The organism is Streptomyces albus subsp. albus, assembly GCF_000725885.1.
Taxonomy (GTDB): Bacteria; Actinomycetota; Actinomycetes; order Streptomycetales; family Streptomycetaceae; genus Streptomyces; species Streptomyces albus.
The window spans coordinates 1-20,306 of sequence record NZ_JODR01000014.1; the positions used below are offsets into that span (position 1 = coordinate 1).

The window sequence follows — 20,306 nt, forward strand, 5'->3', positions numbered from 1 at the left end:
GCCGATAAGCTCACCGACCCGGTGGCCAACATCGTCGCGGCCTGCAACTACGCCGCCGACCGCTACGGCACCATGGACAACGTCGACTCCGCCTACTGACCGGAACAGGCACCGACACCACAGCACCGCGCATGCGAACACCCGAAGCGGGTGGGAGGAGGACCCTCCCACCCGCTTCGTCACGTCGGTGCCGGCTCAGGGCAGTTGCCGGTCCAGTGCGGCTCTGCCCTCAGCCGCGATGCGTTCCCGGGCCCACTGGAGGTTCTCCTCGTTCAGGTCCCGGCCGGAGGCGAGGACGACGTCCTCGGGGGTCGGTTCGCTGTCCGGCGCGGAGTGCAGCACATTGTCAGGGGTCGTACCCCGTGCCGTCTCCTCGTAGCGGCGGCGGAACTTGGCGATCTGGCCCTCGGAGTCCACGACTCGCGCCTTTCCGGTGTAGAACGGGTGGCTCTCGGAGGAGATCTCCACGTCGACCACGGGGTAGGTGTTCCCGTCGTCCCACTCGATCGTGGTGTCGCTGGTGGCCGTCGAACGCGTCAGAAACGCGTATCCGGCCGCCTGGTCGCGGAAGACCACCTCGTGGTAGTCGGGATGCGTATCAGACTTCACAAGTGGCTCCTTCCCCCGCGTACAGGGCGCCCCATCCAGGCTACGCCCGGGGGCCTGGCACGGCATCCCGCCCGGTAGAGGACCCCCGTCGGCATGCGTCTTTGCCCGTCCGGCGGGATGCTGGAGGGCGCGGTGCCCTGCGGGGACCGCGGTGTCCCCTGCGGGAGCGAGGTGAGGGATGCGCACCGGTGACCTGACCGACGACGGGAGCGAGGACGTGCCGACCGGTCCAAGGCAGCCGCGCCCGGACCCCGCGGCCGGCGCGCTGCTGGCCGGATGAGCCCCGCCGGAGATGAGGACCGCCGGTCCGCGTCCCCCCGCGTGACGGGCGGGGGAGACGGCGCGGCGAGGGAGAGAGCGGACGGTCCGCGTGGGGTGCTGTGGTACGCGGCGGCGGCCTTCGTCTTCGCCGTCGGCATGGCCGGCACGACGCTGCCGACGCCGCTGTACGGCCTCTACCGGCAGGAGCTGGGCTTCGGCGAGCTGATGGTGACGATCGTCTTCGCCGTCTACGCCGTCGGGGTCATCGTCGCGCTGCTCGTCGCGGGCGACTTCTCCGACAAGCTGGGCCGCCGTCCCGTGCTGTTCGCGGCGCTGGGCCTGTCCGCCGCCAGCGCCGGCTGTTTCCTGCTGGAGGGCGGGCTGCCCTTCCTGTTCGCCGGGCGGCTGCTGTCGGGATTCTCCGCCGGGCTGTTCAGCGGGGCGGCGACCGCGGCCGTGCTGGAGCTGGCGCCCGCGGGCAGCAAGGGCTTCGCCGCGACGGCGGCGAACATGGGCGGGCTGGGCTGCGGCCCGCTGCTGGCGGGGATCCTCGCCGAGTACGCCCCCGACCCGCTCACCCTGCCCTACGTCACCCATCTGGCGCTGCTGGCCTGCGGTTTCGTCCTCACCCTCGCCATGCCGGAGACCGTACGGCGGCACCGGCCGCGCGGGCCGCTGCGCCCGCAGGGGATGGAGGTCCCGCCGCAGACCCGGCAGGTGTTCGTGCCCGCGGGGCTGGCCTGCTTCACCGGGTTCGCCATCCTCGGCCTGTTCACCGCCGTCTCGCCCGGTTTCATGGCCGACACGCTGCACATCGGCAATCTGGCGGCCTCCGGTGCCGTGGCCTTCTCCGTCTTCTGCGCCTCACCGGTCGGGCAGGCGGCGGCGGGCCGCATTCCGGGAGGGATCGCGCTGCCGCTGGGCTGCCTGGGGCTGGTGCTCGGGATGGTGCAGGTGGGGTTGTCGCTGCTGCTGGAGTCGCTGCCGCTGCTGGTGACCGGCGCGGTGACCGGCGGCCTGGGGCAGGGGCTGGCCTTCCGCGCCGCCCTCACCGTGGTGAGCGCCCGCGCTCCGGCCGAACACCGCGGGGGCACCATCTCCGCCCTGTTCGTCGTGGCCTATCTGGGCATCTCCGCGCCGGTGGTCGGGGTGGGGGCCCTCAGTACGGGGCTCGGCCTGCGGGGCGCCGGGCTGGTCTTCTCCGTCTGTGTCGTGCTGCTCGCCCTCGGTGCCGGCGCCCATCTGTGGCGCACCCGCCACGCGGGCCCCGGCGACTGACAGCGGCCTCCACCCGACCGGCACCGCACACGGACCGGCATCGAACACAGCCCGGCGCCGCACACGGGCGGCCGACACCGGCGCCCCACACAGTCGCGCCGCCCCGCACACAATCGCGCCGCCCCACGCACGATCGCGCCGCCCCGCACCCGGATTCCGCAACGGACAGGAGCCCCCTCACCGGCGCCGGGTCACTGTGCCGCGTACCCGCCGTCCACCAGGTGGTAGCTGCCCTGCACGAAGGCGGCGCGGTCCGACAGCAGGAAGGCCGTCACCTCCGCGACCTCCTCCGCCGTGCCGAGGCGGCCCTGCGGGTGGAGGGAGATGAGCCTCTCCCGCATCGGGTTGTCGGTCTCCCGCAGCAGCGGGGTGTCGATGAAGCCGGGGCCCACCGCGTTGATCCGCACGCCCTTGTCGGCGTACTCCAGCGCGGCGGTCTTGGTCAGGCCGATGACACCGTGCTTGGCCGCCACGTAGGCGGGGCTGCCGGCGAATCCGTTGGTGCCCAGGATCGAGGACATGTTGACGATGGCGCCCCGGCCGGCGGCGGCCATCACCGGCAGCTGGTAGCGCAGCCCGTAGAAGACGCCGCTGAGGTTGGTGGAGATGACCCGCTGCCATGCGGTGATCTCGTACTCGCCGGTGGGCATCGAGGGGCCGCCCACTCCCGCGTTGTTGACGGCCAGGTCCAGGGAGCCGAACCGCTCCGTGGTGAACCGTACGGACTCGCGGACCGAGTCCGGGTCGGTGACGTCCACGACCAGCGGCTCGGCCCGCACCCCCGCCGTCTCCAGTTCGCCCGCCGCCACCTGGGCGCCGTCCTCGTCGTAGTCGGCCACCACGACCGCGGCGCCGCCTTGTCCCAGCCGCCGGGCGACGGCCAGGCCGATCCCAGAGGCGGCGCCGGTGACCAGCGCGGCCTTGCCCTCGAACTCGCCACTCATGCGCCCGACCTCCCGTTCCGGCCCCCGGTGCCGGGCGGCCGTCCGCCGGCCGCCCCTGGCCACGGTCCTCCGCGCCCGGGTGCCCCGCACCGCCGGCACCGTCATTCGGGTGAGCCGGACGGCCGGGGGCGACGGGAGGGGGCATCGTGTGGAAGTACGCTCGTATGACTCCGCTTCATCTGGTCGCGCGCCCCCTGCTCGGCACCTTCTTCGTCAGCGCCGGTATGGAGACGATGAGCGAACCGGACCCCCGGGCCGAGCTGGCCGGCCCGTTCCTGGCCAGGCTGCGGGAAAGACTCCCGGCGCTCCCGGACGACGACGTGCTGCTGGTCCGGGTGAACGCGGCGGTGCAGGTCCTGGCCGGGGCGCTGCTGACCGCCGGGCGGGCCCCGCGGACCGCCGCACTGGCGCTGGCCGCCTCCCTGGTGCCCACGACGCTGGCCGGGCACCCCTTCTGGGAGCACGAGGACCCGGCGCAGCGCGCGGCCCACCGGACGCAGCTGGCCAAGAACGGCGCCGTACTGGGCGGTCTGCTCTCCGTCGTCAGCGACGCCGGGCACCAGGCACGGGCCCATGCGTGGCGGTCCCGCGCCCGGCGCCGTGGCTCCCGCTGCGGGAAGAGCGGGAAGAAGGGCGCCCACTTGTCCGCCGGCTGAGGGGGCGGCCCTCCCGGCTCACGGGAACGGCGGGCGGGCGCCGTCCAGGACGCGCCCGGCGGCGTGCACCGAGTCGACCAGCGGGTGCAGGGCGAGGGCGCGGAGGGCGGTGCTGCGGGACCTGGTCGTCGCGGCCTCGATGGTGGCGCGTTCCACCGCCTTGAGCTGGAGCATGAGGCCGAGCTGGTCCGGGGCGACGGCACCGGTCGCCAGGGGGCGGGCCCCGCCGGCGTCGACGAGGCACGGCACCTCGACCACCGCGTCGGCGTCCAGCCCTGGTACGGCGCCCCGGTTGCGGACGTTGAGGATCAGCGTGGTCCGTTCGTTGACGGCGACGGCCCGCATCAGGGCGAGGGCGACGCGGTCGTAGCCGCCGCCCTCCAGGTCGCAGCTGTCGCGCTGCCAGCCGCCGGACGCCTGCCGGCTCTCGGCCATGTACGTCTCCTCCCGCTCGCGGCGGGTGGCCTCCCACGCCTCGAAGGCGCCGCGGGCGGCGGTGCCGTCGGCCGGCCGCGCGTAGAAGTCCTCCTGCTGCCGGGCCAGGAACTCCCCGCGGGTGGCGTCCGCTTCCCGGATCGCGGCCAGGGCCTCGCGGTGGTGGTAGTAGTAGTGCAGATATTCGTTGGGCAGGGCGCCCAGCGTGCGCAGCCAGTCGGCGCCGAACAGCTTGCCCTCCTCGAAGGACTCCAGCGCGGCGCTGTCCGCCAGCAGCGCGGGCAGCCGGTCGGTGCCGTCCACGACGATGCGGCGCAGCCAGCCGAGGTGGTTGAGGCCCACGTAGTCGTAGTCGGCGCGGTCGGGGTCGGCGCCCACGGCGCGGGCCGCGCGGCGGCACAGTCCGACGGGCGAGTCGCAGATGCCGATCACGCGGTCCCCCAGCACCCGGCTCATGGCCTCGGTGACCATGCCGGCGGGGTTGGTGAAGTTGATGACCCACGCGTCGGGGGCGACGGCGGCGACGCGTTCGGCGATGTGTGTGGCGACGGGCACGGTGCGCAGCCCGTAGAGGATTCCGCCGGCGCCGACGGTCTCCTGGCCCAGCAGTCCCTCGGCGAGCGGGACGCGTTCGTCGCCGACCCGTCCGGCGAGCCCGCCGACGCGGATGGCGCTGAAGACGAAGTCGGCGCCGCGCAGCGCCTCGTCGAGGTCGGTGGTGGTGTGCACGGCGGGCGCGGGGCCGCCGTGCCGTTCGGTCTGCTCGGCGAGGACGGCGGCGATGGCCGCCAGCCTGCCGGGGTCGGTGTCGTGGAGGACGAGGTCGGTGCACCGGCCGGCGGATCCGGCCGCGGCGTCGTCCAGCAGTGCGCGGTGGACGAGCGGGACGCGGAAGCCGCCGCCGCCGAGCACGGTCAGCCGGATGCCGGCCGTGCCGGGCGCCGTCGGCCCGTCCGGGGTCCTGCTCGTGCGGGTCGTACCCGTCATACCTGTACTACCTCCACATCGGCCTCGCGGAACGCGGCGAGGGCGGCCGGGTCGCAGGCCCGGCCCGTGATGAGCGTGTCGATGTCGGTGGCCTGGCAGACGCGGGCGCTGCCGGTGCCGGGGAACTTGCGGGGGGTGGCCAGCAGCACCGTCTTGCGGGCGGCGCCGAGCATGGCGCGTTTGACGGGCACCTCCACCTCGGTGGTGTCCAGGACGCGGCCGTCGGGCAGGACGCCGCTGGTGCCCAGGAAGGCGTGGTCGGCGTAGACCTCGCGCAGTGCGGCCTGGGTGAGCCGGCCGACCAGTGAGCGGTAGTTGCGCCGTACCTCGCCGCCCAGCAGGACGAGCGTCACCTCCGCGTCGGAGCGCAGCTCCTCGTAGACGGCGAGGCTGGAGGTGACGACCGTCAGGCGCCGCCCGCGCAGCCGGCGCGCCAGGCGCAGCGTGGTGGTGCCGATGTCGAGCAGCACCGTCTCGCCGTCCTCGACCAGCTGCGCGGCGTGCGCGGCGACGGCGTCCTTGGCCGGGAGGTCGTCCACCTCCTCCTCGGCGAAGGGCCGTTCGGCCGGTTCGGTGCGGGGCAGGTCCACGGCGCCGCCGTAGACGCGCCGCAGCCGGCCGGCCTCCGCGAGGTCGGAGACGTCGCGCCTGGCGGTGGCTTCGCTGACCTCCAGACGGCGGGCGATCTCGCCGACCGGTAGCACGCCCTCCTCGCGGAGGATCCGCAGCAGCTTCTCGTGCCGGGTTTCGCGCAACATGGCAGGCACCCTAGCCGTTCTGCGCGTCTGTGCGCGACTGTGAGCGAACTCTTGCACGACGGCGACCGGAGCGGGCAAGGTAACGCTCACACCAGTCACCTAGAAGGCATCTTCTGGCCATAGCTGAGAGGGGCGAGCGGCCTTGAGCACCACTGGGAGCGCCCACCCGGCACCGACCGGGAGTTCGCTGGACCCGCTGGCCGCCCTGCGGTCCGACGGCGGCCCCGCGACCGATGTGTTCCTGACCGGGACGGTCTTCCTCGACATCGTCTTCACCGGCCTCGACCACGCCCCCGTACGCGGCACCGAGACCTGGGCCCGCGGCATGGGCTCCAGCCCCGGCGGCGTCGCCAACATGGCGACCGCGCTGCGCCGGCTGGGACTGCGCACCGCACTCGCCGCCGCCTTCGGCGACGACATGTACGGCGACTACTGCTGGGACGCCCTCTCCGACAGCGAAGGCATCGACCTGACCCCCTCCCACCGCGCCAAGGGCTGGCACTCACCGGTCACCGTCTCCATGGCCTACGAAGGCGAACGGACCATGGTCAGCCACGGCCACGAGGCACCCAGGCCGTGCGTCAGCGTCGCCGCCCGCCCCCGCTCCCGCGCCTGCGTCACCTCCCTGGCACCGGGCCGGGTCGGCGACTGGGTACGGCAGGCACACGCCGAGGGCAGCCTGATCTTCGCCGACACCGGCTGGGACGAGACCGGCGCCTGGGACCCCGACACCCTGGCGGACCTCTCGCTGTGCCACGCCTTCCTGCCCAACGCCACCGAAGCCATGCACTACACCCGCACCGACAGCCCCGAGGCGGCCGTTGCGGCACTGGCCGAACTCGTCCCCGTCGCCGTCGTCACCAAGGGCCCCAAGGGCGCCGTCGCCATCGACGGCACCACCGGTGAGCAGGCCGATGTGCCCGGACTCCGCGTAGAGGCGCTGGACCCCACCGGCGCGGGCGACGTGTTCATGGCCGGTTTCACCACCGGCACCCTCGCCGGCTGGCCGCTCGCCGACCGGCTGGCCTTCGCCAATCTGACCGCCGCGCTGTCCGTCCAGCACTTCGGCGGCTCGCTCTCGGCACCCGGCTGGAGCGAGGTGGCCGCCTGGTGGCAGTACGCACGGCGGATCGGCGGACAGAGCCCCGAGGTGATGCGCCGCTACAGCTTCCTGGACGACCTGCTGCCCGGTGGCCGCGGCGAGTGGCCGCTGCTGCGCGCCACCCCCACGATCGGGTTCCGCTCATGACCGGGCCCGGCCGCCGCTCCGCACGAACGCGCCGGTTCGGCGGCACCCTCGGCGCCCTGTGCGCCCTGCTGCTGGCCGCCGCCTGCGTGCCCGGCACCGACGGCTCCGGCGCGGCCGGTCCCGGCGGCGGCGCGGCCACCGCCGTCCCCGACCCGTCGAAGGCGGGCAAGGTCACCCTCACGGTGTGGGACCAGCAGGTGCGCGGCGGCCAGAACGCCGCGATCGAGAGGCTCAACGCCGAGTTCGAGCGCAAGTACCCCAACGTCACCGTCAAACGGGTCGCGCGCAGCTTCAACGACCTGAAGAAGACCCTCAAACTGGCGCTCAGCGGCGACAATCCACCCGATGTCGTGCAGGCCAACCAGGGCTACTCCGACATGGTGGCCTTCGCACACGCCGGCATGCTCACACCGCTGGACAGCTACGCGGGCCTCTACGGCTGGAACACCCGCTTCCCGCAGACCCTGCTCAACCTCAACCGGGTCTCCGCCGACGGCACCCGCTTCGGCACCGGGCAGCTCTACGGCCTCTCCCAGGAGGGGGAGTACATAGGCATCTACTACAACAAGTCGGTGCTCAAGAAGGCCGGCATCCGGCCGCCCCGCACCTGGGACGAGTTCACCGGCGCCCTGCCGAAGCTGAAGAAGGCCGGACAGCTCCCGGTCCAGTTCGGCAACCTCGACAAGTACCCCGCCATCCACACCTTCGGCGTCCTCCAGGCCCAGGCGGCGGGCAGCGCCGGGCCGGTCCGCGAAACCGTCCTCGGCCGCGGCGCGGGCTTCGACAACGAGGCCACCCGCACCGCCGCCCGCACCCTTGCCGCCTGGGCGGAGAAGGGCTATCTGCCCAAGGGCGCCAACGGCAAGGGCTACGACGACGCGGCCAAACAGTTCGCCGACGGCAAGGGCGCCTTCCTGATCACCGGCACCTGGCAGCTGGCCGATCTGCGCAAACCCATGGGCGACAGCCTCGGCTTCATGCCGCCGCCCCCCACCGCCGGCCGGCCGCTGGTGACCACCGGCGGCGAGGGCCTGCCCTGGTCGATCACCTCCAAGTCCGACCACCCCGATGTGGCCGCCGCCTACCTGGACTTCCTCACCGGCGCGCACGCCTGCGACGTGCTGACCGAGGAAGGCGTGCTGCCGGTGGTGTTCGGCAAGGCCGCCCGCAAGCTGGACCGCGACACCGCGGTGGGCCGGATGTTCACCGGCTGGCAGCGGCTCAACGAGGCCGACGGACTCGTGCCCTACCTCGACTACACGACACCCGGCTTCTACGACAGCCTCTCCGCCGACCTGCAAGGCGTCCTCAGCGGCAGCACCGGCCCCGGTCGGCTGGCCGGCCGGATGCAGCAGCAGTACGACGACTTCCGAAAACAGCAGGACGCGGCGGGCACGGACGCCGGGGACGGCCGATGAGAGCCGCCGCCCCGGACCGCGGCGGCATGGTGCGCCGCCTGGCGGGCCGCTACCGAAAGCGGGCCCCCGGCGAGCCGCGGGCCGTCGGCTATCTGTACATCCTGCCCGCCCTCGCCGTCTTCGGGCTCTTCCTGCTGTGGCCGCTCGGCCAGACCGCCTGGCTGTCCCTGCTGCACTGGGACGGCCTGACCCGCGCCACCTGGGCCGGCTGGGACAACTACCGCGACCTGCTGACCGATCCGCAACTACGGGCACCGTTCGCGCACGCCGCCGTGCTGCTGCTCTTCTACGCCGTCCTGCCGGTCGCCGCCGGTCTGCTGCTGACGGCCGCGCTCACCCGCTTCCGCGTCCGCGGCATGACCTTCTTCCGCACCGTGCTGTTCCTGCCGCAGGTGCTGGCCATGGTCGTCGTCGGCGTCGCCTGGCGCTCCATCCTGGCACCCGACGGGCTGCTCAACGACGCGCTGGGTGCCGTCGGCCTCGACGGGCTGACCCGCTCCTGGCTCGGCGACGACCGCTTCGCCCTGCCCGCCGTGGGCGTCATCGGCACCTGGGTGGAGACCGGACTGTGTCTGGTGCTGTTCCTGGCCGGCGCCCAGCGCATCCCCCGCGAACTGTACGAGGCGGCCCGCATCGACGGCGCCGGCGCGGTACGGGAGTTCTTCACCGTCACCCTCCCCGGACTGCGCGCCGAGGTCTCCGTGGCGCTCACCCTCACCGTGGTGGCCGCGCTGCGCAACTTCGACCTCGTCTACATCACCACCAGCGGCGGCCCCGGCAACGCCACCTCCGTACCCGCCTACGAGGTCTACCGCCGCGCCTTCGAGACCGGTGAAGTCGGCTCGGCGTCGGCCATGGGCATCACCCTGACCGCGGTGATCTTCGCACTCACCCTCGTCGTCACCCGGCTCGTGGAGGGCCGATCCCGATGAGCCCGACGAAAACCCCGGCGCGGCAGCCGGCAAGAACGGCGCGGACCCGCACCGGCACCACCTCGTCCCTCGACCGCGCCGTCACCTACGGCCTGCTGGGACTGTTCGCACTGATCGCGCTCACCCCACTCGTCGGCATCCTGTCCACGGCGCTGTCCAGCCAGACCTCGCTGGACACCGGCTTTTCCCTCCCCGACGGCCTCAACTGGCGCAATTTCGCCGACGCCTGGACCCGCGGCCACTTCGGCCGCTACCTGCTCAGCTCCGTCGTGGTGGCCGCCGCGGTGGTGGCCCTCACCACCGTGCTGGCCACCCTCGCCGCCTACGCTTTCGGCACCATGCGGTTCCCCGGCTCCCAGGTGCTCTTCCACCTCTTCGTCCTCGGGCTGACCCTGCCGCAGGAAGCGGTGGTCGTCCCGCTCTACTTCGACCTGCGCCACTGGGGCCTCACCGACACCTACTGGGGACTGATCCTCCCGCAGACCGCGCAGTCCCTCGCCTTCGGCGTCTTCTGGATGCGCACCTACTTCCGCAACGTCCCGCGCTCCCTGCTGGAGGCCGCCCGCATCGACGGGGCCACGGGATTCGCCACCCTCACCCGGGTGCTCGTCCCGATGGGGCGGCCCGCGTTCGCCACGCTCACCGTCATCGTCTTCATGTGGACCTGGAACGAGTTCCTGCTGGCGCTGGTGATGGTCAGCGACGAGGCCCACCGGACGGTTCCGCTGGGCCTCGCCTTCTTCCAGGGCCAGCACTCCTCGGACACGGCGCTGCTGGCGGCTGCCGCCACATTGATCGCCTTGCCGGTCGTCCTGGTCTACCTGGTGCTGCAACGCCGCTTCATCCAGGGCATGCTGACGGGCTCCGCCAAGGAGTGACGGCCGGCGGCCCGCCTGTCAGTGCGCGGATTGCTTCACGGCGGCGACGAATGTGGCCCAGGCCGCGGTCGAGAAGGTGAGCGGTGCCCGCTCGGGGTCCTTGCTGTCGCGTACGGGGACGACACCGGGCACCGCCGAAGCCGGCGCCCACTCCCTGACCGCCGCTGTAGCTGCTCCTGAGCCACGGTCTGTTGGTCGAGTTCATCTGGTGCGCTCTCCCATCACATTGCGAATCGAGCCGGGCCCGGGCCGGTGACGGCGCGTCGGTCGTGTGTCAGCGCGCGGATTGCTTCATGGTAGCGACGAAAACGGACCATGCCTCTGCGGAGAAGGTGAGCGGTGCCCGGTCGGGGTCCTTGCTGTCGCGTACGGGGACGACACCGGTCACCGCCGAAGCGGGTGCCCACTCCAGACAGTTGCCGCCCTGACCGCCGCTGTAGCTGCTCTTGAGCCAAGGTCCGTTGGTCGTGCTCATCTGGTGCGCTCTCCCATCACGCTTCGGATCAAGTTGAGTGACTGAGTCGGCGACAGTGCGTCCGCGCGCAGCCGGTCAAACAGGTTTTGGCCGGTTCGTACGTGCTCCGGAGAGTCAATCACACGGCCGATTCCCTGGCCCTCCGAGTACAGGACAGGGGGATGGTCGTCCGGGAATTCCAGCAGCGTGAACGGTGACTCCGCCGGGGGCGCGCCCGACGCGAAGGGCAACACCTGGAGCGTGACAGCCGGGTATTCGGCCACGGCCGTCAGGTGGCGAAGCTGGTCACGCATCACCGCTTCGCCGCCGACCTTGCGCCGCAGGCACGCTTCGTCCAGCACCAGCCACAGAAGCGGTGGGCGATTGCTCTCGTGCAGTTTGCGACGCTCCATCCGCAGATCGACTTTCGCGGCGGTCTGCTCGGGGGTGTCGAGTGGCTGACCGGAGCGGAGCACCGCGCGTGCGTACTCACGGGTCTGCACGCCGCCGAAGATGAGGTTCGTGCTGTAGTCGCAGATCTCGGATGCCGCTCTCTCCAGCTCCACGAAGGGTGCGAACCAGTCCGGATGGTCGACATCCATGAGCCGCCGCAGCTGTTCGGCGAACAGGTCACCGGTGCCGAACGCGACGTCGCAGCCCTTCGCGAACTTCATCGACGGCGTGATGGTGCCTTTTTCGACCTTGCTGACGTACCCCTCGCTGTAGCCGGTGGCTGCTCCCAGATGCTTTTGCAGCATCCCGCGCGCATGCCTTACTCGCTTGACGTCTTCCCCGAACGAGGTAGGCATCACCGGGTTCAAGTCGTGGACCCGCTTCCGCTTGCTTGTCATCTTCGACCAGCCCTTATGTGTCTGAAGCGATCGGGCGCACGTCATCGTGTACTTGCGTCTTCGCGCTCAAGTGCCCCGAGAGTATCGCCGGTTGTGTTGTTCTCGCTACACAGAGCAAGCAAATGGCAAGCGGCGAGAGGCAGGGGTCATGCCCGATCAGGGAGCGAGTGTGAGCGGGGCGGTGAACGCCGGGTGCCGGGACTGCGCATGGTTCCGGACGATGATCAGTCGGGCCCGGGAGACGGGTGATGACAGGAGCGCGGCAGATCTGGAGGCATTGCAGGGCCGGCATCTGCACCTGGGGCACAACCCGGACGCCGGGTCCGGGGGGAAGGGCCTGCGGGGTGTGTGACATGTGGGAGGTCGGCGAGACCGCGTGGGACGTGAAGAGCGGCCGTACCGGGGAGATCGTGCAGGTGACCGGCCCGGCCCCGTACATCTACCGGTTGCGGGTCGTGACAGGTCCTCATGAGCCCCCGCTCATGCTCTATCGCTACGCTCGCGAACTCCGTCGCGTGGCGCCCCCGGTTTCTCGGCGGACTTGAGCTGGACAGTTCAAGCCGACGACCGTCATGCGGGGGGGCGGAAGCAGACACGAGGGCACGCCCCGTCCGCGGACCGGTTCTCACGTCCACGCCCGCGCCTTCCCGGGGATCAGGCCGGTTCCTGCTTCGGGGACGGGCTCTGCCGGGACGGAGCCGTCACGGGTGCGGACGGCCGCCCGTAGGTGACCGCGGCGGCCACCAGCAGGTTGGCCGCCAGGCCCAGGACGCCGCCGTTGACGCCGTGCCAGGGGTCGTTGTCCGTCCACCACAGGCCCACCACCACGGCGAGCCCGGTGAGCATGCCCGCGACCCCGGCGCCCGCGGTCAGCCGCCGCCAGAACAAGGAGAGCAGCGCCAGCGGCACCAGTTGGGCCAGGCCCTCGTAGGAGAGCACGGACAGCTGCACCAGTGTGTCGGGGTGGAAGAGGGCACCCAGCAGGGCGACGACGCCGGCCAGCAGGCACACCAGCTGGGAGCGCCGTTTGACGCGGACGTCGTCGGCGCCGCCGGGTGCGCTGTCACGGCGGGCCCGGCTGCGCGGGTCGGAGCCGTTGCCGCCGCCCAGCAGGGTGCGCCCGCACAGGGTGCCGATCGCGAGCATGAAGACGCTCATCGGCACGATCGCCGACAGCGCGCCCGCCACCCCGATCACGGCGACGACGGGTGCCGGCAGCGAGTCGGTCACCAGCCGGAACAGCGCCAGGTCCGGGTTACCCAGGGCCGGCAGCGCGAAGAGGGCGACGGCGCCGACCATCATCGGGATGAACAGCAGCAGCTGGTACCAGGGCAGCAGCAGCGCGTTGCGGCGCAGCGCGTTGGGGCTCTTGGCGCTGAGGTATCCGGCGACGGTGGTGGGGAAGATGGAGATGGTCACCGCGTTGAGCAGCAGGGTGGTGACGAACCAGGTGCCGTTGAGCCCGCCCGAGTCGTGCCCGGGGAACGTCAGCCACTCGGGCCGGTGCCGCACCATCCGCTCCATGAAGTCGCCGTATCCGTCCATGTAGTGCAGGGGCACCCACACGGCCAGGAACGCCACCGCGGCGATCACGAGCACGTCCTTGAGGACGCTCACCCATGCCGAGCCGCGCAGCCCCGACACCAGGACGAACGCCTCCGCGACCACGAACGAGACGACGGCGGCGACGTTCAGGTCCACGCTGTCGTAGGTCATGGCGTTGACGACCACGCCCATGCCCTGGATCTGGACCTGTACGTACGGCACGAGGAAGACCGTCGCCACCACCGCCACCAGGATGCCCACCGGGCGGGAGCGGAACCGGTGCTCGGCCATGTCCGCGATCGACAGCAGCCCGTGGCGCCCGGCGTACGTCCACAGCGCCGGGCCGACGACGTACGCCACCGCGTACCCCACCGTCAGATAGGCGACGAGGTAGAGGATCGGCACGCCGTAGGAGTACGACCAGCCCGCCGTGCCCAGGAACGAGAAACTGGTGTACGCCTCACCGGCCATCAGCAGCCAGATGAACAGCACCCCCAGTCCGCGGCTGGAGACCGACCACTCGGCCATTCCCTTGTCCCGGCCCCGCGCGCTGAGCACCCCGATGGCCAGGGTCGCCGCCATCGCCAGGCCGAAGATGGTGGTCGCCACCGCGGCCGAGCCGCTCATCGCACGTCCTCCCGGTCGTCCGCCGGGAGGGGCTCCACCGCATCCTTGCGGAACGCCGGGTCCAGCCGGGAGACCAGCCAGATCACGAGCGGGCTGACGACGGTGGCGGCCACGATCCAGAACAGCAGGAAGGGCAGCCCCAGCACGCGGGGCTCGATGCGGTTGGCCACGAGGGGCGCCGCGCAGTAGAGGGCCGGCGGGACGAGCAGGAGCCACAGCGCCGGGCGCCTGGCTCCGACCCGGGGGAGCCCGTCCAGCGGGCTTCCCTCCCCCTGTGAGGGACGCGGACTCGGCATTGCTGGGGCTCCTTCGGAATGCGGGGGGTGGGGGAGGGGGGACGGGCGGGCGGGGTCAGACGGCCGGGTCGTACCGGCCGTCCACGGCGGTCCAGCCGCCGTCGACGGTCAGCACACTGCCCATCACGAACATGGAGGCGCCGGCCTCCATTCCGGCAGGGCACCGCCGGTGAGAAGTGGTGGGCGGCGGTCGCGTACACGAAGGCATACTCGCCGATCTCCCGCACCCGGACGTACTCGTCCTTGCGGTGGGCGATCCACTTGCCGCCCGGACCGTGGACGACGGTGGGCAGACCGGCGTCGCGGGTGAGGATCGTACCGTCCGTCGTGCCGGGCACCGCACCGAAGCCGGGCGCCGTGCCGTGCACCGGGTGTGGGCGGTCACCAGCCCGCGCACCACGAGATGGTCCTCGGGATCTTCACGGCCGGGCGGTCGTCGACCATGGACAGCCCCACGCTCCCCCTCGGACGCCCCGGCGCCACCTCCGTGACGGTGTGCTCCCGGCCGAACCGGCTGAACAGCCGGGAGACGAGTGCGGCGGCGGGCTGTTCGACGCCCTCGGCGCCTCGGACGCCTCCCGTGCCGCCCGGCTGGGACGGGAGGCTCTGTACGGCTGTACGACTCCTACGCGCCGCTTGTGCCGGCAGCGGACAGGGAACGGCTGCGGGCGGCGCTGGAATGACACCGGTCCGGCCCGGGAGGCCGGGCCGGACCGGGGAGCGGCGGGGTCAGGAGCGCTCGAATACGTCCATGTAACCGCCCCAATCGGGACCGTCCCAGCTGATGGACAGCTTGGTGCCGTCGGGCTTCATCTTCACGGCGCCCTTCTCCCGGCCGTTGACGGGCTTGGCGCAGTGCAGCTCGATGCGCGGCTTCTCGCCGTCGGCGCCCGACAGTTCGCCGGGGCAGCTCTGTTCGCCGGTCGTCTTCACCTTCGTGCCGGTGATCGTCAGCGTCTTGAAGGGGCTGTCCTTGTTGCCCGCACGCCAGGTACCGTCCAGACCGTCGCCCTTGGGGGCGCTGCTGGCGGAGCGCTCCGGGGCGCTGGTGTGCTTCTCCTCCTTGGCGGAGTCCGCGCCGCCCTTGTCCTCGGCGGAGTCGCCGCCGGAGGAGCCGCACCCTGTCAGCAGTGCCGCCGTCAGCAGCAGTGCGGCGGCACCCCACTTCTTGTCCACGTTCGTCTCTCCTTGTCTTGCGTCCACCGGCAGTGCGGTGGGTCAGCCGGCGACGTAGTCGGTCAGCACACACCCGTCGACCAGGGCAGGCCGCTCGGTGTGGCCGCTGGGGACCTTCAGGCCCGGATCGCAGTTGAGCAGCAGCAGTCCGGTCGCCAGCAGACCGCTGTCGCGGATCTTCCCGGCCGGATCCACGGCGAAGTCCTCCCCGATCAGGAACCGTCCGGAGGTGAGCGAACTGCTGCCGCCCGAGCGGTCGTTGCCGAGGACGTACTCCTTGTACCGCTGCTGGAAGGCCCGCATGTCCGAGGGCATGTACACCAGGTAGCTGTTGGTCCAGTCCTCGCCGCAGACACCCTCTTCCTTGATGCTCCAGGCCGCCGCCTCCTTCTTGGCGGCGGCGGAGGCGTTCTCGGAGACGGTGTCGACGAAACCGTCGGCGGGCAGCCGGTCGTCCGCCGGGTCGCTGCTCATGTCGTAGCACGGCAGCTGCGTCTTCCCCAGGTAGGTCTCCACGCCGCGCAGCGACCCGGCGTGGGGGAGCCCCTCGGTCGTGCCGCCGTTCCCCTGCTGCCCGCCGTCGCTCCGCGCCGTCCCGCCGGGAGACGCCTGGGGGCTGCCCTTCCCGGCCTGCGAGCCGTCCTCGGCGGCCTGTGAACCGTTCTTGCCCGCCGCGGGGCCGTCGCCGTCCGCTTCCGGGCCGCAGCCGGTGACCGCACCGAGGCAGAGGAACGCCGCCGCGACGGCGAGGGTGAGCTTCGCGCGCATGTGGTGTCTCATTCGTGAGCGGGGAGGGGAGCGGGTCCCGGAGAAACTTAATGCATGGCTTGGTGCATTAAGTGCTGGGGACACTAGCACACGGGCACACCGGCGAGGTGCGGGAGACTGACACCCGCGGCGCCCCACGGTGCCGCCCGGGCAGGCCCGGAACACGGCCCTGCCCGGCGGACCGAGGACGTCGGTGGGGGTGTGGCATGGCGCAGCAGCGGCCGGCCCATGGTTCGGTACGGCCGGGCGGCAGAACGGCCCGGACCCGGCAGGCCGTGCTGGACGCGGCGCTGGCGGAACTGGGCGCGGGGGAATTCGGGCGCCTCAGCGTCGAACGGCTGGCGGCCCGCGCGGGGGTGCACGCCACCACCGTCCGCCGCCGCTGGGGCTCCGTCCAAGGCGTCGTCCTGGACCTGTTCGCCTCCGTGGTGGAGGAGGTCACCGTCCCGGACACCGGCGAACTGCGCGAGGATCTGCGCATCCTGCTGGACGGCATCCTGGCGCTGTACGCCACGCCCCGGAACCGCAACCTGCTGACCGGCATGATCGCCGCAGTCGTCGAACACCCCGACGCCTCCCGGGTGATGGGCCGCTTCTTCACGGACCGCACCCGGCACGTGGCCGTCATCGTCGAACGCGCCGCGGCACGCGGAGAGGTGCCCGCGGGAACGGACGCGGCACAGGTGATCGAGGCGGTGAGCGCACCCGTCTACTACCGGCTCCTGGTCACCCACCAGCCGCTGGACCCCGCCTTCGCACGCCGCACCGCGGATGTCGCCGCCCGCGCCGCCCGGGCCGGCGCCTTCACGTGAGCGAGTGCCCGGCCGTCAGGGCGCGCAGGTCCGCCACCGTGCCGAGGTCGGCGTCCGAGAGCCACGCGGCGGGAGTGGGGCCGCCGGTGTAACCCACCACCGGCATACCGGCGGCGCGCGCGGCCCGTACACCGGCCGGACTGTCCTCCACCACCAGGCACTGAGCGGGTGGCGTCCCGCACTCCGCGGCGGCGTGCAGGAACAGGTCCGGCGCCGGCTTGCCCTCCCGTACGTCGTCCGCGCTGAACACCCGCCCGGCGAACCGGTCCCACAAGCCGGTCGCCCCCAGCGAATGCCGGATGCGCGGATGACTGCCGCTGGACGCCACGCAGTAGGGGATGCCCCGGGCGTCGAGCGCGTCCAGCACCTCGGGCACGCCCGGCATCGTGTGCGGGGCGGCGTCGAACGCGGCGGCCACCCGCGCCCGGTACTCCACCAGCCAGTCGTCGCCGACAGGCACGGTCGCGTGCGCGCGCACCTGGGCGAGCAGATACGGCTCCGGGGTGCCCAGGAACTTCTCCAGCACGTCCGCGGGGGTCAGCGGCCACCCCGCCTCGGTCGCCATCGCGGCCACCACCTCGGGGCCGATCCGCTCGGTGTCGACGAGCACCCCGTCGCAGTCGAAGACGACGAGCCGGGCCGCCGCGAGGGCCTGTGCGGGGGAGGGGCGGGAGGGAGCGCTCATACGCCCACTCCATCACGCCGCCCCACGCTCGCCGCGCCCGGGGCCCGGAGGGACCTCGGATGTTTCCCGGACCCCGGCCGGCCCCGACGCCGCTGCGCCCCGATCCGTGCGGCACGTCTTGACGAGTGGTGCGGGTCGCCCGAAGCTGACATCCGATCAACGTGTCCCGAACGCCCCGCGCTGCGAGGCAGTTCGCATCGCACCGGCCCGCACGCCATGGTCGAGGCCGCCGCGGCGGCCGACCGCATCACCGTCGACCCGGCCGAACACCACCAGGCCGGCCCCGTCAGCCTCGGCGACCCCCACACCGAGGACTTCCTCTCCTTCGTCCGCGCCCGCCAGGACGGATAATCCTGCGCGAGCCGGTCACCGTGCCGCGGCGTGGACGAGCCGCCCCGCGCGCTCTTCTTCGAGGGTCGGGTAGTCGGTGTAGCCCCGCGCGCCATGGGTGTACAGGTCCTGCGTCCTGATCGGCGTGGCGAGCGGGTCGTCCGCGGCGATGCGCGCGGGCAGGTCGGGGTGGGCGAGGAAAGCGCGCCCGTAGGAGACCAGGTCCGCGAGGCCCTCCGTGAGCACCCGCTCCCCCTGGCGCGGGGTGGTGGGTGCCCGGTTCTCGCCGACGTTGGCGACGAGCGTGCCGCTCCAGCGAGGCCGCAGATCCGCGAGAGCCGGGTAGGTGTCGTTGTCGGTCACGTGGAGGTAGGCCATGCCGAGCGCATCGAGCGCATCGACCAGCGCACGGTAGACGGGTCCCGGGTCGGCCTCGGCCATGCCGAACTGCGGGTTTCCGGGGGAGAGTCTGAGACCGAGCCGGTGTGCTCCGATCGCGTCGGCGACCGCGGTGACCAGCTCGACGGCGAAGCGGGTCCTGTCGCGTCCGTACGCGTCCTCGCGGCGGTTGGTGTTGTCGGCGAGGAACTGGTGGATCAGGTAACTGTTGGCGCCGTGGAGTTCCACGCCGTCGAAGCCCGCCCGCAGGGCGTTGCGCGCGGCGGCCACATGGTCCGTGATCGCGGTGCGGATGTCCTCGACGGTCATCTCGCGGGGCACGGGCGCCGGTGCCTTGCCGTCCTTGACGTGCACGGGCCCCGGGACCGGCACGGCCGACGGCCCGGCCGGTACGTCGACCAGGAGCCGGGAGCGCGGGTGGCCCTGCCGCCCGCCGTGCATCAGCTGGGCGAAGATCCGTCCGCCGCGTGCGTGGACGGCCTCGGTGACCGCGCGCCAGCCGGCGACATGTGCCTCGGTCTCCAGCCCAGGGACGCGCCAGCCGCTCTGGCCCCGGCGGTGCGGCCAGATGCCCTCGGTGACGATGAGCCCGGCGTCCGCGCGCTGCGCGTAGTAGTCGGCGACCACCGGGAGCGGCGTGCCGTCCTCATGTGCGCGGAACCGGGTCATGGGCGCCATGACGAGCCGGTTCGGCAGACCGAGGGCGGCCGAGGTGTAGGGGGCGAGGAGAGGAGAAGCGGTGTTGTTCGTCATGCCGGAACCGTAGAATCTGACACCGGTGTCAGATTCAACCCCGGACGGGCGAGGGGCGGGAGGACGCATGAAGATCGGCGAGCTGTCCCGGCGCACGGGAGTGAGCGTACGTTCCCTGCGCTACTACGAGCAGAAGCACATGCTCGCCTCCGAGCGCACGGCCGGGGGACACCGTGAGTACCCGGAGGCGGCCGTCGACCGCGTGATCCTCATCCAGCAGCTGTTCGCCGCGGGACTGTGCGGCGAGAAGATCGCGAGCCTCCTCCCCTGCATGCGCGACCACGACGGCGGCCCGGCCGAGACGGCGACACCGTGGCTGGTCGAGCAGCTCAAGCAGGAACGTCAGCGGATCGACCGCTCGATCCAGGACCTGCGGTACACCCGCGAGGTCCTGGACGAGGTCATCGCGGCGGCGGCGCGCTAGCGGAGTCCTCATGGTGAGGCGGCAACATCGACGACTGCACCAGGTTCACCGCCGCGCGGGAACAGATCCGGGTGCCCCCGGACCGGACCTGGCCGCCCCCGCATCGGTGCGGTCCGCCGCGGTGCACCGGGCCGGTACGGTGGCGGCATGACGCTACCCGACAGTGGACCAGCAGGGCGCGGGGCGGTGGGGGCCATCACCTATCGCGTGGCCGAGAGCGAGAGGGACAGGTCCGCTGTCATCAAGGGCGAGTTCAGTTCGGACACCGTCTTCGAAGTGGTCCGCTCCGAGGAAGGGTTCAGCATTCGGCCCACGCGGCTGGATGCGCCCGTGCACAAGGTCTTCCCCGACGACGAGCCCGCGGGCGAAGAGGCGCCGGGGGACCGGCGGCGGTTCGTCGCGCTGGACGGCGATCATGTGTGCGGCTATGCCGACACGGAGTACGAGCCCTGGAACCGGCGGCTGACCATCGCCGACATCGAGGTGGCCGGACCGTACCGGGGCCGGGGGATCGGGCGCGCACTGATGGACCACGCCATCGACTGGGCCCGGTCCCGCGGTGCCGGCCACGTCTGGCTGGAAGTGACGAACATCAACGCCCCGGCCATCCGCGCCTACCAGCGGATGGGGTTCACCTTCTGCGGCCTGGACACGTCCCTCTACAGCGGAACCGAGTCCGAGGGCGAGACGGCACTGTTCATGAGTCGCGTCATCGACCACCCCGCCGGCCGATAGCAGCTCCGGTGGCCCGCACGCGGCGATGCGGGGGCCCGCGCGCTCG

At 72.2% G+C, this 20,306-nt stretch carries 22 protein-coding genes and 2 pseudogenes; 11 read left to right on the forward strand and 13 right to left on the reverse strand.

The genetic code is table 11. The features are described 5' to 3' along the window. A pseudogene (locus tag IO40_RS38820) lies at positions 1 to 99 on the forward strand (transglycosylase SLT domain-containing protein); the annotation flags it as partial. A 261-nt stretch (positions 100 to 360) separates the two neighbouring features. On the opposite strand, the pseudogene IO40_RS38825 reads toward IO40_RS38820, so the two are convergent. Further along, positions 361 to 609 (reverse strand): annotated as a pseudogene (locus IO40_RS38825) (type B 50S ribosomal protein L31); the annotation flags it as partial. Positions 610 to 885: 276 nt separating this feature from the next. On the opposite strand from IO40_RS38825, the gene IO40_RS0116365 reads away from it, so the two are divergent. Then, positions 886 to 2,148, forward strand: a complete 1,263-nt coding sequence (locus tag IO40_RS0116365) for an MFS transporter (RefSeq protein WP_031175649.1) — start codon at positions 886 to 888, stop codon at positions 2,146 to 2,148. Positions 2,149 to 2,339: 191 nt separating this feature from the next. Here IO40_RS0116365 and IO40_RS0116370 read toward each other — a convergent pair whose 3' ends face one another. Next, complete coding sequence (locus IO40_RS0116370; RefSeq protein WP_016471013.1) at positions 2,340 to 3,092, reverse strand: SDR family NAD(P)-dependent oxidoreductase; 753 nt, start codon at positions 3,090 to 3,092, stop codon at positions 2,340 to 2,342. A gap of 164 nt (positions 3,093 to 3,256) precedes the next feature. Here IO40_RS0116370 and IO40_RS0116375 point away from each other — a divergent pair, with 164 nt between their 5' ends. Continuing rightward, complete coding sequence (locus IO40_RS0116375; protein ID WP_030405371.1) at positions 3,257 to 3,748, forward strand: DoxX family membrane protein; 492 nt, start codon at positions 3,257 to 3,259, stop codon at positions 3,746 to 3,748. 18 nt (positions 3,749 to 3,766) lie between these two features. Here the strand turns inward: IO40_RS0116375 and IO40_RS0116380 are convergent, their stop codons facing one another. Together IO40_RS0116380 and IO40_RS0116385 are read right to left on the reverse strand one after the other, a co-directional pair. Further along, positions 3,767 to 5,107, reverse strand: coding sequence for a 6-phospho-beta-glucosidase (locus tag IO40_RS0116380; RefSeq protein WP_031175650.1), 1,341 nt, complete (start codon positions 5,105 to 5,107; stop codon positions 3,767 to 3,769). A 59-nt stretch (positions 5,108 to 5,166) separates the two neighbouring features. Next, positions 5,167 to 5,928 carry a DeoR/GlpR family DNA-binding transcription regulator gene (locus tag IO40_RS0116385; RefSeq protein ID WP_031175651.1) on the reverse strand — a complete coding sequence of 254 codons (762 nt, stop codon included), beginning with the start codon at positions 5,926 to 5,928 and terminating at the stop codon, positions 5,167 to 5,169. A 142-nt stretch (positions 5,929 to 6,070) separates the two neighbouring features. On the opposite strand from IO40_RS0116385, the gene IO40_RS0116390 reads away from it, so the two are divergent. From IO40_RS0116390 to IO40_RS0116405, 4 genes are read left to right on the forward strand one after another with little or no spacing between them, the layout of a single operon-like run. Further along, a complete protein-coding gene (locus IO40_RS0116390) occupies positions 6,071 to 7,177 on the forward strand; it encodes a PfkB family carbohydrate kinase (RefSeq protein ID WP_041969070.1) in 1,107 nt (368 codons plus the stop codon). After that, a complete protein-coding gene (locus tag IO40_RS0116395; protein ID WP_016471018.1) occupies positions 7,174 to 8,595 on the forward strand; it encodes an ABC transporter substrate-binding protein in 1,422 nt (473 codons plus the stop codon). The genes IO40_RS0116390 and IO40_RS0116395 overlap by 4 nt, the downstream gene beginning before the upstream one ends. Then, positions 8,592 to 9,527: a carbohydrate ABC transporter permease gene (locus tag IO40_RS0116400; protein ID WP_016471019.1), complete on the forward strand. Its 936-nt coding sequence runs from the start codon at positions 8,592 to 8,594 to the stop codon at positions 9,525 to 9,527. Before IO40_RS0116395 ends, IO40_RS0116400 begins: the two co-directional genes overlap by 4 nt. Continuing rightward, entirely contained in the window at positions 9,524 to 10,405 is an 882-nt protein-coding gene (locus IO40_RS0116405) for a carbohydrate ABC transporter permease (RefSeq protein ID WP_016471020.1), read from the forward strand. Before IO40_RS0116400 ends, IO40_RS0116405 begins: the two co-directional genes overlap by 4 nt. A gap of 18 nt (positions 10,406 to 10,423) precedes the next feature. Here IO40_RS0116405 and IO40_RS39675 read toward each other — a convergent pair whose 3' ends face one another. The 7 genes from IO40_RS39675 to IO40_RS33645 form a co-directional block, all read right to left on the reverse strand. Then, positions 10,424 to 10,537, reverse strand: coding sequence for a DUF397 domain-containing protein (locus tag IO40_RS39675; protein ID WP_324604537.1), 114 nt, complete (start codon positions 10,535 to 10,537; stop codon positions 10,424 to 10,426). Between the two features lie 142 nt (positions 10,538 to 10,679). Continuing rightward, positions 10,680 to 10,880, reverse strand: a complete 201-nt coding sequence (locus tag IO40_RS35930; protein WP_016471021.1) for a DUF397 domain-containing protein — start codon at positions 10,878 to 10,880, stop codon at positions 10,680 to 10,682. Further along, positions 10,877 to 11,710 carry a helix-turn-helix domain-containing protein gene (locus tag IO40_RS0116420; RefSeq protein ID WP_016471022.1) on the reverse strand — a complete coding sequence of 278 codons (834 nt, stop codon included), beginning with the start codon at positions 11,708 to 11,710 and terminating at the stop codon, positions 10,877 to 10,879. The genes IO40_RS35930 and IO40_RS0116420 overlap by 4 nt, the downstream gene beginning before the upstream one ends. A 654-nt stretch (positions 11,711 to 12,364) precedes the next feature. Continuing rightward, positions 12,365 to 13,882 (reverse strand): sodium:solute symporter family protein, encoded by a 1,518-nt coding sequence (locus IO40_RS0116435; RefSeq protein ID WP_031175656.1) that lies wholly within the window; start codon positions 13,880 to 13,882, stop codon positions 12,365 to 12,367. Then, the gene (locus IO40_RS0116440) at positions 13,879 to 14,178 is read right to left on the reverse strand and encodes a DUF3311 domain-containing protein (protein WP_016471025.1); all 300 of its coding nucleotides are present in this window, start codon (positions 14,176 to 14,178) and stop codon (positions 13,879 to 13,881) included. The genes IO40_RS0116435 and IO40_RS0116440 overlap by 4 nt, the downstream gene beginning before the upstream one ends. A gap of 729 nt (positions 14,179 to 14,907) precedes the next feature. After that, a complete protein-coding gene (locus tag IO40_RS0116450; protein ID WP_016471026.1) occupies positions 14,908 to 15,354 on the reverse strand; it encodes a hypothetical protein in 447 nt (148 codons plus the stop codon). Positions 15,355 to 15,396: 42 nt separating this feature from the next. After that, positions 15,397 to 16,122 carry a hypothetical protein gene (locus IO40_RS33645; RefSeq protein WP_016471027.1) on the reverse strand — a complete coding sequence of 242 codons (726 nt, stop codon included), beginning with the start codon at positions 16,120 to 16,122 and terminating at the stop codon, positions 15,397 to 15,399. 206 nt (positions 16,123 to 16,328) lie between these two features. Between IO40_RS33645 and IO40_RS0116460 the strand changes: the two genes are divergently transcribed. Beyond that, positions 16,329 to 16,934, forward strand: a complete 606-nt coding sequence (locus tag IO40_RS0116460; RefSeq protein WP_016471028.1) for a TetR-like C-terminal domain-containing protein — start codon at positions 16,329 to 16,331, stop codon at positions 16,932 to 16,934. Here the strand turns inward: IO40_RS0116460 and IO40_RS0116465 are convergent. Next, positions 16,927 to 17,619, reverse strand: coding sequence for an HAD family hydrolase (locus IO40_RS0116465; protein ID WP_016471029.1), 693 nt, complete (start codon positions 17,617 to 17,619; stop codon positions 16,927 to 16,929). The genes IO40_RS0116460 and IO40_RS0116465 overlap by 8 nt on opposite strands. Before the next feature lie 216 nt (positions 17,620 to 17,835). Between IO40_RS0116465 and IO40_RS39440 the strand changes: the two genes are divergently transcribed. Next, positions 17,836 to 17,970, forward strand: coding sequence for a hypothetical protein (locus IO40_RS39440; protein ID WP_262070661.1), 135 nt, complete (start codon positions 17,836 to 17,838; stop codon positions 17,968 to 17,970). A 15-nt stretch (positions 17,971 to 17,985) separates the two neighbouring features. Here IO40_RS39440 and IO40_RS0116475 read toward each other — a convergent pair whose 3' ends face one another. After that, the gene (locus IO40_RS0116475) at positions 17,986 to 19,101 is read right to left on the reverse strand and encodes an alkene reductase (RefSeq protein ID WP_030405385.1); all 1,116 of its coding nucleotides are present in this window, start codon (positions 19,099 to 19,101) and stop codon (positions 17,986 to 17,988) included. 67 nt (positions 19,102 to 19,168) lie between these two features. On the opposite strand from IO40_RS0116475, the gene IO40_RS0116480 reads away from it, so the two are divergent. Together IO40_RS0116480 and IO40_RS0116485 are read left to right on the forward strand one after the other, a co-directional pair. Continuing rightward, a complete protein-coding gene (locus IO40_RS0116480) occupies positions 19,169 to 19,525 on the forward strand; it encodes a MerR family transcriptional regulator (protein WP_016471032.1) in 357 nt (118 codons plus the stop codon). A 147-nt stretch (positions 19,526 to 19,672) separates the two neighbouring features. Continuing rightward, positions 19,673 to 20,260, forward strand: coding sequence for a GNAT family N-acetyltransferase (locus IO40_RS0116485; protein ID WP_041969067.1), 588 nt, complete (start codon positions 19,673 to 19,675; stop codon positions 20,258 to 20,260). The last annotated feature ends 46 nt before the right edge of the window (positions 20,261 to 20,306 follow it).